The organism is Pantoea sp. App145 (genome assembly GCF_047947045.1).
GTDB lineage: Bacteria > Pseudomonadota > Gammaproteobacteria > Enterobacterales > Enterobacteriaceae > Pantoea.
Genome location: NZ_CP133290.1, coordinates 3704133 through 3721224 on the forward strand (window position 1 = coordinate 3704133; position 17092 = coordinate 3721224).

Annotated in this window: 14 protein-coding genes; 9 read left to right on the plus strand and 5 right to left on the minus strand. The window is 56.8% G+C overall.

Annotation, left to right across the window (positions count from 1 at the left end; all coding sequences use genetic code 11):
* Window positions 1-32: 32 nt before the first annotated feature.
* Window positions 33-659 carry a serine protease gene (locus RCF31_RS17135; protein ID WP_299460111.1) on the minus strand — a complete coding sequence of 209 codons (627 nt, stop codon included), beginning with the start codon at window positions 657-659 and terminating at the stop codon, window positions 33-35.
* A gap of 384 nt (window positions 660-1043) precedes the next feature.
* Between RCF31_RS17135 and RCF31_RS17140 the strand changes: the two genes are divergently transcribed.
* The gene (locus RCF31_RS17140) at window positions 1044-2207 is read left to right on the plus strand and encodes an MFS transporter (protein WP_299460114.1); all 1164 of its coding nucleotides are present in this window, start codon (window positions 1044-1046) and stop codon (window positions 2205-2207) included.
* On the opposite strand, the gene RCF31_RS17145 is transcribed toward RCF31_RS17140, so the two are convergent.
* Entirely contained in the window at window positions 2204-3124 is a 921-nt protein-coding gene (locus tag RCF31_RS17145) for a LysR family transcriptional regulator (RefSeq protein WP_084876537.1), read from the minus strand. The two genes, RCF31_RS17140 and RCF31_RS17145, sit on opposite strands and share 4 nt — an antisense overlap.
* A 110-nt stretch (window positions 3125-3234) precedes the next feature.
* Between RCF31_RS17145 and lysA the strand changes: the two genes are divergently transcribed.
* Complete coding sequence (lysA, locus tag RCF31_RS17150; protein ID WP_416411792.1) at window positions 3235-4488, plus strand: diaminopimelate decarboxylase; 1254 nt, start codon at window positions 3235-3237, stop codon at window positions 4486-4488.
* A gap of 83 nt (window positions 4489-4571) precedes the next feature.
* Here lysA and RCF31_RS17155 read toward each other — a convergent pair whose 3' ends face one another.
* Window positions 4572-4883, minus strand: a complete 312-nt coding sequence (locus RCF31_RS17155) for a PTS lactose/cellobiose transporter subunit IIA (RefSeq protein WP_416411793.1) — start codon at window positions 4881-4883, stop codon at window positions 4572-4574.
* Window positions 4884-5062: 179 nt separating this feature from the next.
* On the opposite strand from RCF31_RS17155, the gene RCF31_RS17160 reads away from it, so the two are divergent.
* The 5 genes from RCF31_RS17160 (at window position 5063) to RCF31_RS17180 (ending at window position 9464) form a co-directional block, all read left to right on the plus strand.
* Window positions 5063-6397, plus strand: a complete 1335-nt coding sequence (locus RCF31_RS17160) for a PTS sugar transporter subunit IIC (RefSeq protein ID WP_299460125.1) — start codon at window positions 5063-5065, stop codon at window positions 6395-6397.
* A 9-nt stretch (window positions 6398-6406) separates the two neighbouring features.
* Window positions 6407-7834, plus strand: a complete 1428-nt coding sequence (locus RCF31_RS17165; RefSeq protein WP_416411794.1) for a glycoside hydrolase family 1 protein — start codon at window positions 6407-6409, stop codon at window positions 7832-7834.
* Between the two features lie 10 nt (window positions 7835-7844).
* Entirely contained in the window at window positions 7845-8162 is a 318-nt protein-coding gene (locus RCF31_RS17170; protein WP_084876532.1) for a PTS sugar transporter subunit IIB, read from the plus strand.
* Window positions 8163-8241: 79 nt separating this feature from the next.
* On the plus strand, window positions 8242-9015 hold the full coding sequence (locus tag RCF31_RS17175) for an FCD domain-containing protein (protein WP_084878568.1): 774 nt from the start codon (window positions 8242-8244) through the stop codon (window positions 9013-9015).
* The gene (locus tag RCF31_RS17180) at window positions 9015-9464 is read left to right on the plus strand and encodes a GNAT family N-acetyltransferase (RefSeq protein ID WP_299460133.1); all 450 of its coding nucleotides are present in this window, start codon (window positions 9015-9017) and stop codon (window positions 9462-9464) included. Before RCF31_RS17175 ends, RCF31_RS17180 begins: the two co-directional genes overlap by 1 nt.
* A 46-nt stretch (window positions 9465-9510) precedes the next feature.
* Here RCF31_RS17180 and RCF31_RS17185 read toward each other — a convergent pair whose 3' ends face one another.
* Together RCF31_RS17185 and galR are read right to left on the minus strand one after the other, a co-directional pair.
* The gene (locus RCF31_RS17185; protein WP_416411795.1) at window positions 9511-11034 is read right to left on the minus strand and encodes a methyl-accepting chemotaxis protein; all 1524 of its coding nucleotides are present in this window, start codon (window positions 11032-11034) and stop codon (window positions 9511-9513) included.
* Between the two features lie 166 nt (window positions 11035-11200).
* A complete protein-coding gene (galR, locus tag RCF31_RS17190) occupies window positions 11201-12202 on the minus strand; it encodes an HTH-type transcriptional regulator GalR (RefSeq protein WP_299460139.1) in 1002 nt (333 codons plus the stop codon).
* 195 nt (window positions 12203-12397) lie between these two features.
* Here galR and RCF31_RS17195 point away from each other — a divergent pair, with 195 nt between their 5' ends.
* Together RCF31_RS17195 and RCF31_RS17200 are read left to right on the plus strand one after the other, a co-directional pair.
* Window positions 12398-14671: a molybdopterin-dependent oxidoreductase gene (locus tag RCF31_RS17195; RefSeq protein ID WP_416411796.1), complete on the plus strand. Its 2274-nt coding sequence runs from the start codon at window positions 12398-12400 to the stop codon at window positions 14669-14671.
* Window positions 14672-14946: 275 nt separating this feature from the next.
* Window positions 14947-16677, plus strand: coding sequence for a penicillin-binding transpeptidase domain-containing protein (locus RCF31_RS17200; protein ID WP_299460145.1), 1731 nt, complete (start codon window positions 14947-14949; stop codon window positions 16675-16677).
* Window positions 16678-17092: the final 415 nt, after the last annotated feature.

The window sequence follows — 17092 nt, forward strand, 5'->3', positions numbered from 1 at the left end:
GCTGAACCGTAGCGGCGCGATTTATCGCGCAATTACGATTTCATCACCCCATCCAGCCACTTCTGGAAGCGCGCATAAGGGATATACAGCGCCACATCCTTGTACAACGTTTTACCGCTGTGGTTATCGTTAATCCGGCTGCTGTAGCCGACGATCACCCCGGCTAAGGTGTTGTCGCTGGCGTTATACACCGCACCACCGGACATGCCCTTCACCACGCCCGCATTGGCGGCCACCACCACGCAGCTGGGTTTGTTCCAGTCATTCGCCAGCGTGGTATTGATCAGGTTCTGACCGGTGGAGGCCACCGGCATCGCGCTGATAAAGCTGTAGCCATAGAGATTGATGTTGTCGCCAATTCGCCCATTACGAAAATGCGGCGGGAGATCGGACTCGCTGTTTTTGTGGTACACCACGGCAAGATCGCATTCGGGGTGCCAGGCCTTCACCCGATACATCGAGTATTTCGCCACATGCGCGGCCGTCAGGCTGTACTCGGGAGTCAGGGGAATCACTGAGCCGAGCGCACCAACACCCAGCACGGTAGGAATGCCGGTGAAGGTCATATCGACGCGCTTTTGCGCCTCTTTACTGTACTCGTAGTGCCCGACCGAGCAGCCACTCAGACAGCCAATCGTTACGGCTATGAGCCATCGCATACGCTCTCCCCTTTGAAGAATGACGAGACATTACCAGGCAATCCATTGGGGTATCGGCAACGCGGAAATTTCCTTTAAGGATTGATTCCCCGTCGAAATGCGACGGTGATCACAACCCGTCTTCAAGAGTAGCGTGAAAAAATCGTTCTGTTTCAGGAATGAGAAAACACCGAAGGGGTACAGATCCGCTCTCTGCGTGAGCGGTGAACGATTATTGCGGCAGCGGCAAAATAACCTTGCGGCATGCGGGGTGTATGGCGGAAAGTGGCTATGCTTTAATACGCGTTGTGACGCAGATCAAAAATTAATAAGCGTCTGCTATCACCGTTCCGCGTTCGTGGAACGGCCTGCCTGCATAAATTATCGTTATTGGGAGAGTGTGTTATGCCTGTTGCATTACTGGCGCTGGCGCTGAGTGCGTTCGCCATCGGCACCACGGAATTTGTCATCATGGGATTACTGCCGGAAGTGGCGGGTGATCTGCAAGTGTCGATTCCTTCTGCGGGATGGCTGATCAGTGGCTATGCGTTGGGCGTCGCCATCGGTGCCCCGATTATGGCGCTGCTGACAGCAAAACTGCCGCGTAAACGTACCCTGGTTCTGCTGATGTGTATCTTCATCGTCGGCAATGTCTTGTGTGCGCTGGCCTACAGCTACAATCTGCTGATGCTGGCACGCATTGTCACCGCGCTGTGTCACGGTGCGTTTTTTGGCATCGGTTCCGTGGTGGCGGCCAGCCTGGTGGCACCGAGCCGTCAGGCATCGGCAGTGGCCTTGATGTTCACCGGTCTGACGCTGGCGAACGTGCTCGGCGTGCCGCTGGGCACCTGGTTTGGTCAGATGTTTGGCTGGCGCGCTACCTTCTGGGGTGTGGCGATTATCGGTATCCTCGCCTTTATCGCGTTGATCGTCAGCCTGCCTACTAACAAAGACGAGAAGCCGGTGCATCTGGCGAGCGAAGTCAGCGCGCTGGCGAACGGCAAACTGTGGCTGTCGCTGCTGATGACGGTGTTTTTTGCGGCGGCAATGTTTGCGCTGTTCAGCTATATCGCGCCGCTGCTGTTGCAGGTCACCGGTATCAGCGATCGCGGCGTCAGCTGGACGTTGTTCCTGATTGGCGCGGGCCTGACGGTGGGTAACATTCTTGGCGGCAAGCTGGCTGACTGGAAAGTTTCTTTCAGCCTGATCCTCAGCTTCTCACTGATTGCGGTGTTCTCGCTGCTGTTCAGCTGGACCAGCCATGCACTGTGGCTGGCAGAGATCACCCTGTTCCTATGGGCGATGGCGACCTTCGCCACCGTACCGGGGTTGCAAATCAACGTGGTACGCCACGGTAAAGACGCGCCAAACCTGGTCTCAACCCTGAACATTTCCGCGTTTAACGTCGGCAATGCACTGGGAGCCTGGGTAGGCGGCGCGGTGATCGACAGAGGCTACGGCCTGACCTCGGTACCGGTGGCCGCTGCGGCGCTGGCGGTGGTGGGCCTGGTAGTCTGCCTGATGACCTTCCGTAAATCAGGTGGGCAGGGCGAGGCGGTGCGCGCTTAAGCCAGCCGCTCGGCAATGCGCTGGGGGAACGCGGCGACCTGCTGTTGCAGATGGTCGCAGAAGTGATCCACCAGCGCAGACGCCGGACGGTGTTGCGGGCGTACCAGGCTGATGGTAAATGGCACCGCAATGCTGAACCGGCGCATCACCACACCGCTGTCGGCGTAATCCAGCGCCGTCAGCGGATTCACGATCGAAACCCCCACCCCGGCGCGCACCATCGCGCACACCGACGCCGCGCTATGCGTCTCCAGCACCAGTCGTCGTTCCACCCCTTGCTCATGAAACAACGTATCCAGTAGCTGACGATAGCTGTCACTGCGTGACAGGCTGACGTAGTTTTGCCCGTGGAAATCCTGCGGCGTCAGCACCGCACGCTGGCACAGCGGATGCTGGGGCGGCAGCACACACACTTCATCGCAGGTCAGCAGCGCAACACGCTCGGTGCCTGCCGGGGCATGCTGGGTTTCCGTCAGCCCCAGATCGTAACGCTGCGCCGACAGCCACTCCTCCAGCAGCGGTGACTCCTGCGGAATGATGTTCATGCTGACCTGCGGATAACGCTGCAAAAATGGCTGACACAGCGGCGGCAGCAGCGATTGAGAAAACACCGGCAGGCAGGCGATGGAGAGTTCGCCCTGGCGGAACTGACGTAAACCTTCGGCGGCATCCATGATGCGATCCAGCCCGTACCACGAGCGCTGCACTTCTTCGAACAGGCGCAGCCCTTGCACTGTGGGTTGTAAGCGGCCACGTACCCGCTCAAACAGTTGCAGCCCGAGCTGCTGTTCCAGCCGTGCCAGTTCGCGGCTGACGGTAGGCTGTGAGGTATGCAGCAGCGTGGCCGCCTGGGTCAGGTTGCCGCTGGTCATCACCGCGTGGAAAATTTCGATATGTCGCCAGTTAATTTTTGCCATACAGCCTCCGTCGCAATCCATATCATATTTGCATAGCTGCCAGTAAAACAGATATTTTTCTGCATGGATGGGCTGTGGCTAAATAGCCTTAACGTCACAGGAGAATTGCTATGCCACGTCCATTGAATAACACCGTCACGGCGCTGACTGCCGCCAATTTGCTGCCACTGGCGCAGCGCTATGCCGGCCCGTTCTGGGCTTATGATGCCAGCGTCATCCAGCAGCGCATTGCGCAGCTGAGCCAGTTCGACGTGGTGCGCTTCGCCCAGAAAGCCTGCTCGAATATTCATATTCTGCGCCTGATGCGCGCGGCGGGCGTGAAGGTGGATTCCGTCTCACTGGGAGAGATTGAGCGTGCGCTGGCTGCCGGTTATCAGCCGGGTGGCGAAGATATCGTGTTCACCGCTGACGTGTTCGATCAACCCACGCTGGCGCGTATTGCCGAGCTGAAAGTGCCGGTGAACGCCGGTTCAGTGGATATGCTGCATCAACTTGGAGCGGTATCAAAGGGCCATGCGGTGTGGCTGCGCATCAACCCCGGCTTTGGCCATGGCCACAGCCAGAAAACCAACACCGGCGGCGAGAACAGCAAGCACGGTATCTGGCACAGTGATCTGCCGCAGGCGCTGGCGGCGATCCAGCAGCATGGCCTGCGTCTGGTGGGTCTGCATATGCATATCGGTTCCGGCGTGGATTACGGTCACCTGCAACAGGTGTGTGACGCGATGGTCGATCAGGTGGTGGCGTTTGGTCAGGATCTGGAAGCGATCTCTGCCGGTGGCGGCTTGTCGATCCCTTACCGCTTCGGTGAAGAAGCGATCGATACCGATCATTACTACGGCCTGTGGAACGGCGCGCGTGAACGTATCGCGGCGCACCTGGGGCATGCGGTGAAACTGGAAATCGAACCGGGTCGTTTCCTGGTGGCAGAATCTGGCGTGCTGGTTTCACAGGTCCGTGCGGTGAAAGATATGGGTAGCCGTCACTTTGTGCTGGTGGATGCGGGCTTCAGCGATCTGATGCGTCCGGCGATGTACGGCAGCTATCACCATATCTCCCTGCTGCCTGCTGATGGCCGCGCGGTGGATGAAAGCCAGACGGTGGCGAGCGTGGTAGCTGGTCCGCTGTGCGAATCGGGCGATGTCTTTACCCAGCTGGAAGGCGGCAAGGTGGAAACCCGCGACTTACCGGCGGCCGAAGTCGGTGATTATCTGGTATTCCACGATACCGGCGCTTATGGCGCATCGATGTCATCCAACTACAATAGCCGTCCGCTGATCCCGGAAGTGTTGTTTGAAAACGGCAGCGCGCGCGCGATTCGCCGCGCGCAGACCATCCAGGAGCTGCTGGCACTGGAGCTGTAAGTCCCGCCATGTTCCGTAGCGGCGCGATTTATCGCGCAATTTCGTGCGCAATGAATGAAAAATCCGCGCGATAAATCGCGCCGCTACGCCCTGAGCAGTTCTTTGCGCAATAATATGATTTCCTCTGCCAGATCGCGGCACAGCATTGCGGTCATCAAATGATCCTGCGCGTGCACCAGAATCAGGGTCACCGGCACTTTGCCGCAACCTTCATCGGCCCCAATTAGCGCGGTCTGAATCTTATGCGCGGCCTTGGCCGCTTCGTCCGATGCGCGTAATGCCGCCTCTGCTCCGTCCCAGTCTTTTTTGCGCGACTGCTGGATCGCCATCATCGCCTGAGATCGTGCTTCTCCCGCATTAATCAGCAGTTCCATCATCGTTTGTTCAAAATCCATACTCGCCTCACTTATTGGTATGCCAAATTCACGTTTTTGATGCTACCGGAATACCAAAAAGAGTTTCCGCGAACATGATCACAGAAATAACTCGCAATGATCGTCATTTTGGTATGCCACAACAGGGAAGCTGACGCACAACACAGGAATGCTTCATCCAAACCACCGAGGGTTGACCCATGTCTCTACAGGACCGTCTTATCGATTCTCTGGGTAGCTTTGCCACGCGTTTCAATAGCTACCGCTACATCATGGCGATTAAAGCCTCCTTCATTACGCTGATGCCGGTGATCATCGTTGGCGCATTTTCGGTGTTGATCTCCAATATGGTGCTCGATGCGAAAAATGGTCTCGCCAGCTTTCCTATGCTGGCGTTTCTCGCCGATCTGAAACCGATTACCAGCAGCATCAATTACGCCACCCTGAGTTTTCTCAACATTGGCGCGGTGTTTCTGATTGGTATCGAGCTCGGGCGGATCAACGGCATAAAAACGTTGTTTCCCGGCCTGCTGGCGATTATCTGCTTTATCTCCGTTACGCCGACCACCTTGCAGATGCTGGTCGATGGTCAGATGCATCTGGTCACCGATGTGCTGGCGAAGCAGTTCTCCGATACCAAAAGCCTGTTTCTCGGCATGTTTATCGCCATCCTTTCGGTGGAGATTTACTGTCGGCTGGAGCATGTCGAGCGGCTGAAAATCAAAATGCCGGACACCGTGCCGCCTAACGTTTCCGCCTCTTTCTCGGCGCTGATCCCGTCGATCATCACCGTGACGCTGGTAGCTACCTTCGGCTTTATCTTCCACCAGCTGACTGGCATGTATCTGTATGACGCGGTCTACAAAGTGGTGCAGCAGCCGCTGGAATCGGTGGTGCAGAGCCTGTGGGGCATTCTGCTGCTGATGTTTGTCGCCCAGCTGTTCTGGGTGATCGGCATTCATGGCAATCAGATGGTGAAACCGATTCGTGAACCGCTGCTGCTGGGGGCGATTTTGGTGAATATGAACGCCTTCGAGCAGGGAAAAGAGGTGCCGAATATCATCACCATGCCGTTCTGGGATGTGTATATGAGCATTGGCGGCTCCGGGCTGACCATTGGCCTGCTGACCGCGGTAATGCTGGCAACCAAACGCAAAGAGATGCGCGAGATTGCCAAGTTATCCCTCGGCCCCGGCCTGTTTAACATCAATGAGCCGGTGATTTTTGGTATGCCGATCATGCTCAACCCGATCCTTGCTATTCCCTTCATCATCACCCCGCTGGTGACCGGTTCGATTGGCTACTTCGCTACGGTAATGGGCTTTGCCGGGAAAGCGGTGGTCATGGTGCCCTGGACCACGCCACCGATTATCAATGCCTGGCTGTCCACGGCGGGATCGATGGGCGCAGTGGTCACTCAAATCATCTGCATCGGCGTGTCGGTGTTGATCTACCTGCCATTCGTCAAAGTGGCGGCGCGTCGTGCCGAGGCGGCAGAAGCGAAAAACCTGCAACCGGAACTGGCGCAAAACTAAGGAGCAAGCATGAGTACCCATCATATCCCGCTGCCGGACGGCTTTATTCTCGGCGCGGCGGCTTCAGCATGGCAAACCGAAGGCTGGAGCGGCAAAAAACCGGGGCAGGATTCGTATCTGGACGCCTGGTATACCCATGATCGTGATGTGTGGCACAACGGCTACGGCCCGGCGGTGGCGACGGATTTTATTAACCGATTCCGCGAAGATGTGGCGCTGATGAAAGCAGCGGGCCTGACGCACTATCGCACCTCGATTAACTGGTCGCGCTTCCTCACCGATTACGAAAACGCCGTGGTGGATGAGGAGTACGCGGCGTATTACGACCAGCTGATTGATGAGCTGCACCGCAACGGTATTGAGCTGATGCTGTGCCTCGAACATTACGAGTTGCCAGCGCAGTTGCTGGAACAATATGGCGGCTGGCAATCGAAGCATGTGGTGGAGCTGTTCACCCGCTATGCCGCGCAGGTCTTCGCCCGTTACGCCGCAAAAGTGACGCGCTGGTTTGTTTTCAACGAGCCGATTGTGGTGCAGACGCGCGTCTATCTGGATGCGTTGCGCTGGCCTTATGAGCAGAACACCCATAAGTGGATGCAGTGGAATCATCACAAAAATCTGGCGACGGCAAAGGTGGTGCAGCTGTTTCGTCAGCAGGGCTATGCCGGAACGGTTGGCACCATCCTTAATCCGGAAGTCACGTATCCCCGCTCAACCGCCGCGCATGATGTGAAAGCGGCCAGCATGTATGACCTGTTCTATAACCGGGTGTTTCTCGACCCGGCAATCAACGGGGAATATCCCGCCGAACTGCTGCAACTGCTGGAAAAGCATCAGATCAGGTGGGAGGTGACGGCGGAAGAACTGGCGATTATCGCAGCCAACACCGTTGATGAAGTGGGCCTGAATCTTTATTACCCGCATCGGGTGAAAGCCCCGTCCCGTGCCTGGCACCCTGAGACACCGTTTCATCCGGCGTACTACTACGAACATTTTGACCTGCCAGGCCGACGAATGAATACCTCGCGGGGCTGGGAAATTCAGCCGCGCATCATCTACGACATGGCGCAACGCATGAAACAGGAATACGGCAACCTGCCGTGGTTTGTGGCGGAAAGCGGCATGGGCATTGAAAACGAAGCGCGTTTTAAGGATGCGGAGGGCATTATTCAGGACGATTACCGCATCAATTTTATTGCCGAACATCTGCATCAGGCGCTGCGCGCGCAGGCGGCGGGCTGCCATTGCCAGGGCTACATGCTGTGGGCCTTCACCGATAACGTCTCGCCGATGAATGCGTTTAAAAATCGCTACGGATTAATCGAAATCGACCTGGATAACCATCGTCAGCGCCGGATGAAAAAGTCAGCGCATTGGTTTCGTCAGCTGCGTGATAGCCAGCAACTGACGCTGGATATTAATGATGAAGTGAAATAAGGATGCCAACATGAAACGAATCGTACTGGCCTGCGCGGCAGGCATGTCTACCTCAATGGTGGTTACCCGGATGGAAAAAGAGGCGGCGGCGCGCGGTCTTGAGTATCAGATCTACGCTATCCCGGAGCAAAACCTGCGCGAAGAGTTACAAAACTACGGCCACGAGGTGGCGGTGGTGCTGCTGGGGCCGCAGGTGCGTTTTAAGCTGGAGGAAAACAAAAAGCTCACCGACAGTTATCAGCTGCCGATTGCGGTGATCGATACTCTGGCTTACGGCACGCTGAATGGTGCAAAGGTACTCGATCAGGCGCTGGCTTTGGTACACTAGCGCCCAGATAGCAGACAGGTTCCGGCGCGCAATGGAAGCAGCTGGAACCTTGTGCGCCATGAAGCATAAGGGTGACAGCGTGGAAAAAGCCGAAGCGCCACAAGAGAAAAAGCAGTATCAGGAAATTGGGCAGCATCTGCGCCAGCAAATCATTGATGGGCATTACCCGGTAGGTTCGCGCCTGCCACCGGAGCGTCAGCTGGCGGAAACCTGGGGCGTGAGTCGTACTATCGTGCGTGAAGCCTTACTGATGCTGGAGCTGGAAGGGACGGTCGATATTCGTCAAGGCTCGGGCGTTTACGTAATGCGTATCCCTTCGGACAGTGATGATGCGGAAGAAGCCTTTTTCCGCAGCGATGTTGGCCCTTTCGAAATGCTTCAGGCACGCCAGTTGCTGGAGAGCAACATCGCCGCCTTCGCGGCCAAAATGGCGACCAAAGCCGATATTGAAAACCTGCGCCGCACCCTGGAGCAGGAGCAACGTGCCATCGCGCTCAACGACAGCAGCCAGGATAACGATAAGCTGTTTCATCTGTTGCTGGCGGGGGCGACACAAAATCAGATGCTGCTGGATACCGTCACCAGCGTCTGGCGTCATCATGAAGCCAGCCCGCTGTGGCAGCAGCTGCGCCCGCAGTTTGAAACCCGCGCGTATCGTCTGAAGTGGTTAGGAGACCATCAAACCATCCTCGCAGCGTTGCGTCGCCGTGACGTGATGGGGGCCTGGCAGGCGATGTGGCAACATCTGGAAAATGTGAAAAATACCCTGCTGGAACTCTCTGATGCGGATGCGCCGGATTTTGACGGTTATCTGTTTGAATCAGTGCCTATTTTTCAGGGGAAATTAATGTAATGCAGATTCTGCCACTCCAGGAAGTGCCTCATTTCGCCTCACAGATTACCGATTGGTTGTGGCGGGAATTTGGTGAAGGTACCCCGCGTGAGTTTTATGCCAGCATTGTAAAAAGCAGCCTGAAAGGGGCTGATTTTCCGGTGACCTTTGTGGCGCTGGATGGGGGCAGGCCGCTGGGAACGGTGGGATTCTGGCGCTGCGATTTGATCAGCCGCCAGGATCTCTATCCCTGGCTGGCGGCGTTGTTTATCGAAGAAGATGCGCGCGGGCAAGGCGTCAGCCAGGCGCTGCAACAGCATGTTATCGACTATGCCCGTGAGCGCGGCTATGACCGGCTATGGTTGTGGTCCACCTTTGCCGGATATTACGAGCGTTTTGGCTGGAAGTTCGCGGAGGAAGCGCTGGAGTACCCGGATACGGTGGTAAGGGTGTATCAGCGGGCACTTTAACTGACCCGGTCGGCATGAATGCCGACCCTGGAGATGATTGTTCGTGTCAGGCGCGATGTAAACGAAACGCGCCGACCAGCCGCGAAACATGCTCCGCCTGTTCCTGCAACGACTGAGACGCCGCCGACGCCTGCTCCACCAGCGCCGCATTCTGCTGCGTCACATCATCCATTTGATCAATCGCCCGATGCACCTGGTTAATCCCCTGGCTTTGCTCTGCGGCGGCGGTGGCGATTTCACTCACCAGGCTATTGACCTGCGTAATCACTTCATTGACCGACTGAATGCTGTCGCCCACCTGTGCCGCCTGCTGTGCGCCGGACTCAATCAAATTGGTTGAGGCTTCAATCAGCGTTTTAATTTCCCGTGCGGCGGTGGTGGAGCGATGGGACAGGTTGCGTACTTCTCCGGCCACCACGGCAAAGCCTTTGCCATGTTCCCCGGCACGCGCGGCTTCGACGGCGGCATTTAATGCCAGGATATTGGTCTGAAACGCAATGCCTTCAATCAGGCCGGTAATATCTTTAACTTTTAACGCACTTAAATGGATGTCGTTCATGGTGCTGAGCATGGTGTCCAGCGATGCGGTACTCTGGCGCGACAGCGTGCTGGCATTATCTGCCAGTCGGGTCGCATCGCGCGTGTGGTCGGCGGTCTGGCGCACAGTTTCACTCAGCTCGGTCATGCTGGCAGCGGTCTGCTCCAGCGAGGCGGCCTGTTGCTCGGTACGTGCCGAGAGATCTTCATTACCGGCAGCGATTTGCGTTGAAGCGCTGCTCACCGACCCGGCTGCGGTGTTCACCGCTGTCAGCGATTTTGAAATATGGCGCATCAGCTTATTAAAGTAACCGGCCATTCTGCTCACTTCATCGTTGCGGCTTTCGTCAGCCGCCACCGTGAGATCGAGATGCTCAGTTGCCTGCGCCATAATCGTCGAGATGTTGTTCAGGCTGCGGCGGATGTGCTTAATGGTCAGCAGCGCGAATACCACAATCATCAGCACCGCGACGGTGATCCCCGCTACGGTTGCCCAGCTGACAAAATGAAAAATGGTGCGGTTGGTGGCCCGCAGTTGGTCGCCAATTGTCATGTTGAGCGCCATTTGCTGGCGATAATCGGCAATCAGCGTCTGAATCGCGCCACCCATCCCGTCCGCGTTCTCCAGCTGGCTCGGGTCATTGGCTTTCACTGCGGCCAGAAATGCGGGCAGACGGTCGCTGATCACCTTGAGGGTGTCGCTCGCCTGCTGCGCCATCCCAGCGTCTTTATCACTGGCGATATGGTCGTTTTGATATGCATTTTGCTGGTCGCGAATCTGCGCGATTTGTTGTGTTATCTGCGCTTCAGCGGCTGCGCTTTTGCTGTTTTGATATTGATACAAGGTCAGATACAGCTGCTGGCTGTGATCGGTGAGTTCGCTAAGGAGTTTGATCGAGGGAATAGCACGGCTTTGCACGTTTTCGAAGCGGTCCTGAAAGCCGCTGATAAAAGCAATCGCCAGGGTTCCCTGCGCCACGATTACGGCAGTAATAAACGCTAATGCCAGAAGCAGACGTCGGGAAATACTCATAAGTCCTCCTTGATGTTCAGTCGATCCTGGCTGGCACGGCCAGAAGAGTGTCCGGCAGGTATCGGCAGAGACGTTAAAGAGGTTTAATGTTTTTTTACTTCTGTGTTCCAAATTTGTGACGAATATCCAGGGCGATTTGCATCGCCCTTACGGATAACGACAAAATTTAACCAGGTCCGCTGACGGAATGGCGCCGCACCAGCGTCGGGCTGAACATGTTAGTGACTTCCGGCATCGGCGTATCATTGGCCAGCGCTAAGGCCAGTTGCGCGGCCTGCTGCGCCATGGTGACAATCGGGTAGCGTACCGTGGTCAGACGCGGACGGACGTAGCGCGACACCAGCACATCATCGAAACCAATCAGCGACATCTCTTCCGGTACGCGGATGCCGTTGTCGCTCATCACTGCCAGTGCGCCTGCGGCCATAGAATCGTTATAACAAGCCACTGCCGTGAACTGTTTGCCGCGGCCAAGCAGCTCGGTCATTGCCTGCTCGCCGCCTACTTCATCCGGTTCGCCCCAGGCAACCAGCCGGTCGTTGCTCGGCAGACCGTGTTCCTTCAGCGCATCGTAATAGCCTTGCAGGCGATCTTCGGCATCCGAAATGGTGTGGGTGGAGCAGATAAAGGCGATTTGCGTGTGGCCCTGCTGGATCAGATGACGTGTTGCCAGCCAGGCTCCGTAGCGGTCGTCCAGCGCGATGCAGCGTGATTCAAACCCTTTCAGCAGCCGGTTGAGCAGCACCATCCCCGGCACCTGTTTCATCAGCACTTCCAGATCCGCGTCCGGGATTTTTTTGGCATGCACCACCAGCGCATCGCAACGATGGCGCATCAGTTGCTCAATCGCCTGACGCTCTTTTTGCTCATTATGGTAACCGTTACCAATCAGCAAAAAGTTACCGGTCTGACCCGCCACTTCATCCACCGCTTTCACCATCGCGCCGAAAAACGGGTCGGAAACATCGCCGACCACCAGGCCAAGAGTTTCGGTGGATTGCTGTGCCAGCGCGCGCGCGTTGGCGTTCGGGTGATACTGCAACTGCTCCATTGCCATGGTGACGGCGAGGCGTGAGTTCTCGCTGGCCTTGGGGGAATTATTAATCACGCGGGATACGGTCGCGACCGAGACCCCAGCCATTCTGGCAACATCCTTAATGGTAGCCATTCGTTAACCTGCTTCCGGGAAAACGTTTACACATGCCACCAGTGTTACGGAAATCACCCAGCGTCGCAACCCGGCAGAATGCCAGCGCTGTCGCAAAAGTGCGGAAAATCAGACGGTCGCGGCCAGGCTTTAGCCCGATACGCCCCACATGTTATGCTGCCAGAACTAACAACACCTGCCTGCCGGACCATAAACATGAAAACACGCGTGCCGCACCTGGCGCACTGGGGCGCTTTTACCGCCGTAACGGAGCATGATCGCCTGACTGGCTGCGAACCTTTCTTCGCGGATGCCGATCCTTCGCCGATGCTGAATACCATTCCCGAACTGGTTTATTCGGATAAACGTATTCGCCAGCCGATGGTGCGCCGTTCGTGGCTGAAATCACGCGAGAACAGCGACCGTACCCTGCGTGGCCGTGAAGATTTTGTCGCGGTGGACTGGGATACCGCGCTGGACCTGGTGGCGGAAGAAAATCGCCGGGTGCGCGAACGTTACGGTGCTTCCGGCATTTTTAACGGTTCTTATGGCTGGTCATCAGCCGGGCGGGTAAACCATGCACGTACCCTGATTCGTCGCTTCTATTTTCAGGGCGGCGGCGGGGTTGACCAGCAGGGCAACTACAGCTGGGGCGCAGCGCAGTTCTTTTTACCTTATGTGATTGGTACCTATATGCCGCTGACTGGTCGCGTCACTGACTGGCCGGACGTGGTGGAACATGCGGAGATTTTTGTCGCCTTTGGTGGGCTGGCGCTGAAAAATGCCCAGGTGGCGTCCGGCGGGGCCGGGCAGCACAGCCTGAAACCGGCGCTGGAGCAGCTGACCGCTAAAGGTACGCCAATCATTAATATCAGCCCGATGCGTGATGACTGTCCGGCGTTCGTCAACGCAGAGTGGATTCCGATTCGGCCCAATACCGATGTGGCGCTGATGCTGGCGCTCGGGTTTGAAATCACCCGGCGGCTGGCGCTGGATGAGGCCTTTCTTGCCAGCCACTGTACCGGCTGGCCGCAGCTGCGCGCCTATCTGCTGGGCGAAAGCGACGGCGTGGCGAAAACCCCGGAGTGGGCCAGCCAGATTACCGGCATTCCGGCGGCGCGTATTGCACTGCTGGCGCAACAGCTGATCGGCAAACGCAGCTTTATTACCTGTTCTTATTCGGTACAGCGCGCTCATCGTGGCGAGCAGCCGTACTGGATGATGATTGCGTTGTCGTCGATGCTGGGCCAGCCCGGTTTGCCGGGTGGCGGCTTCTCGTTCGGTCATGGCTCGATGAACAGCGTTGGCAATCCGCGTCAGGAAGGTCCGGCACCGCTGATGAGCACCGGCCCTAATCCGTCTGGCCTGTCGATTCCGGTGGCGCGTATCAGCGATATGCTGCTCAACCCGGGGCAGCCTTATCGCTTCCAGGGCGAGACGCTGCATTATCCGGATATCCATCTGGTGCACTGGGCCGGTGGCAACCCGTTCCATCACCATCAGCAGCTGAATCGCCTGGTTGAAGGCTGGCAGCGCCCGGATACCGTGGTGGTGCAGGATATCGTCTGGACGCCTGCGGCGCAGATGGCGGATATCGTTTTGCCTGCCACCACCACGCTGGAGCGCAACGATATTGGCGGCTCCTCGCGTGACCGTTTTGTGCTGGCGATGCATCAGGCGATTAAACCGCAGCATCAGGCGCGTAATGACTTCGATATCTTTGCCGATCTCGCTGACCGCCTCGGCTATCGTGATGTCTTCACCGAAGGACGCAACGAGATGCAGTGGATCGAGCATCTGTATCAGCAATGCGCGGTGGCCCATGCGCGCAAAGGGATCCACTTCCCGGAGTTCGGTGAGTTCTGGCAGCGCGGCTTCGTGGAGATTCCGGAAGGGGGCACCCCTTACGTGTTTATGGATGAATTCCGCGCCAACCCGGTTACCCATCCGATTCAAACCGCCAGCGGTAAAATCGAACTGTTCTGCCAGACCATCGCCGATTATCAACTGGATGATTTTGCCGGTCACCCGGAATGGCGCGAGCCGCAGGAGTGGCTGGGGGCGGCGCTCAGTGAGCAGTTCCCGCTGCATATGATTTCAATTCAGCCATCCGATCGCCTGCATAGCCAGCTGGATGCCACCGCCACGGTGCAGGCTAACAAAACCGCCGGACACGAAACGCTGTATATGCACCCGCAGGACGCGGCGGCGCGCGGGATTGTCGATGGTGATGAGATTGATGTCAGCAACGCGCGTGGCCGAATGCTGGCCGGGGTTCGCCTCACCGATGGTCTGACGCCGGGCGTGGTAATTATCTCCACCGGAGCCTGGTTTGACCCGGGTTTTGGCCGCGCCTGGCAGCCGTGGGACCGCGCAGGCAACCCCAATGTGCTGACGCTGGATATCGGTACCTCGTCGTTAACTCAGGGGCCGAACGCCATGAGTTGCCTGGTGGAAATCAAAAAACATGAGGTTTGCACAATCCAGTAAGAATCTCATCGCTGGTTACATTTTGCGGGTAACTGTTGCGTTTGAGAGATGGAATCCCGTCTCTGCGCCTTGCTACAGTCAGGGTCCCAGAGGTATTGATGGGTGAACATCAAAAAGTTTTCTTGATTACACCGACCTGCGCAGATGCGCAGGTTTTTTTTGTCTGCGTCCCACGCTAACGAACTGAAACACAGTTTTCCTGTTATCCCGCCTCGCCTTTCTTTATAACTGCTGCGATAGCCCCCGTTTTACTTTTTAATTGCAGTGGTAATACCATGGCCCGAATAAAAAAACTTCTGGGAAAAGACCAGATCCAGGCCCCATTCAATCCGTTTCGTTTTCGCCTGATTTGTTTAGGTGTGCTCGGTTGTATGGGGCTGCTACTGGCACGCGTCGCTGATTTGCAGCTGATTAATCATCCGATGCTGGAACACGAAGCGGATCAGCGTTCGCTGCGTACCGTCACGTTGCCAACTAATCGCGGCACGCTGCTGGACCGTGACGGCGAAGCGCTGGCGCTCAGCGTCCCCTCCCGCGATATCATTGCCGACCCGATGCGGGTACTGGAAAGTAACCCCGATTTTACCAGCGCCAAGTGGGCCTATCTGGCTAATGCGCTGAATATGCGGCCGGATCAGCTGGCGCAGCAGATTGTCGCCAACCCGAAAAAACGCTTCCTGTACCTCGGGCGTAAAATTGAGTTAAGCATCGCCAAAGATATCGCGGCGCTGCGCCTGAAAGGCATCAGCTCGGTGTATGACGACAGCCGTTTCTATCCGATGAGTGAAGCTGCTGCGCCATTGATTGGTATCGTCGGAGCGGATAACAACGGGCTGAATGGACTGGAAAAAGGTTTTGACCGCTTGTTGCAGGGCGAAGAGGGTAAAGAGGTTTATCGCCAGGATAAAAACGGCAATATCATCTCGATGATTGATTACCAGCCACCGCAACAGCCACCCACGGTGCAGCTCAGCATCGATAAATTTGACCAGTACACGTTGTACAGCAAACTGCGCGATGGCGTGCTGCTGAACAAAGCCGACTCCGGCGCGGCGGTACTGGTGAAAATCGATACCGGCGAAATTCTGGCGATGGCGTCTTACCCGTCGTTCAACCCGAATAACTATGATGGCGCGACCCCCGCGCAGATGCGCAATACGGCGATAAACGACAGCTACGAACCCGGCTCCACGGTGAAACCGCTGGTGGTGATGGAAGGGCTGGAGCGCCATCTGGTGCGACCGGATTCAGTGATCGATACCACGCCTTACTCGGTTAACGGCCACCTGATCCGTGACGTTGGCCACTGGCCGCGTCTGACCATGACCGGCATTTTGCAGAAGTCGAGCGACATCGGGGTCTCCCATATTGCGCTGGCGATGCCTGCTGAGGCGCTGGTGAATACCTATCAGGCCTTTGGTCTCGGCAAACCCACCGGGTTAGGGCTGACCGGCGAGAGCGTCGGTTACTTCCCGCTGCATCGTGAGCGTTGGGCGGATATCGAACGCGCGACCTTTGCCTTTGGTTACGGCCTGCGCGTCACGCCGCTGCAAATTGCGCGTGAATACGCCACGCTGGGGTCGTATGGCATCTATCGCCCGCTGTCGATCACCAAGGTGACGCCACCGGTGCTGGGTAAACAGGTGGCCGATCCGCAAATCGTGCAAACCGTGGTGCATATGCTGGAGAGCGACGTATTGCCAGGGGGAACCGGGGTGAAAGCCGCCGTGCCGGGTTACCGGCTGGCGACCAAAACCGGTACCGCAGAGAAGATGGGCAGCAGCGGTAAATATGATGGCGGTTACGTCAACTACACCGCAGGCATCGCGCCCGCCAGCCATCCGGAAGTGGCGCTGGTGGTGATGATCAACCATCCGACCGCCGGTGACCACTTTGGTGGTTCGGTGGCGGCTCCGGTCTTCGGCAACATTATGGGGCCGGTGCTGAAACATATGAACATCGCGCCCGACGCCATCTACAGCAAACCAGCACCCGATAAATCTTAACGAAATCATGATGTAAACGAGGTGGTGAAGTTTTCACACCTCGTTGCATTTCCCCTAATTCCGTTGCGTTTTCCCGCTGTCGTCAGCACACCGTTGATGCGAGGATGAAAGTCCCAGAGGTATTGATGGGTGTGAAGAACGGCAGCACACGCTGCTCACCCTGTTCTGTTGCACCGACCCACGCAGATGCGTGGGTTTTTTTTGCCTGCGATTCAGAGCCAAATCATGATGGTCAGGCAATGCTAAATCGCTCACACCTCTTATCTATCCCTTAACGTTCCCCCGCCAACAAAAAAATATCTCGTCGTGTAACGTATGCCACAACGCACTGCGATGTCGCATTCCATCAAGGTCCGCCAGCCCCTTACTGTGTTGGTAGCGCAGGTAAGGGGCGAATAACTTCTTTCCGTTGAGT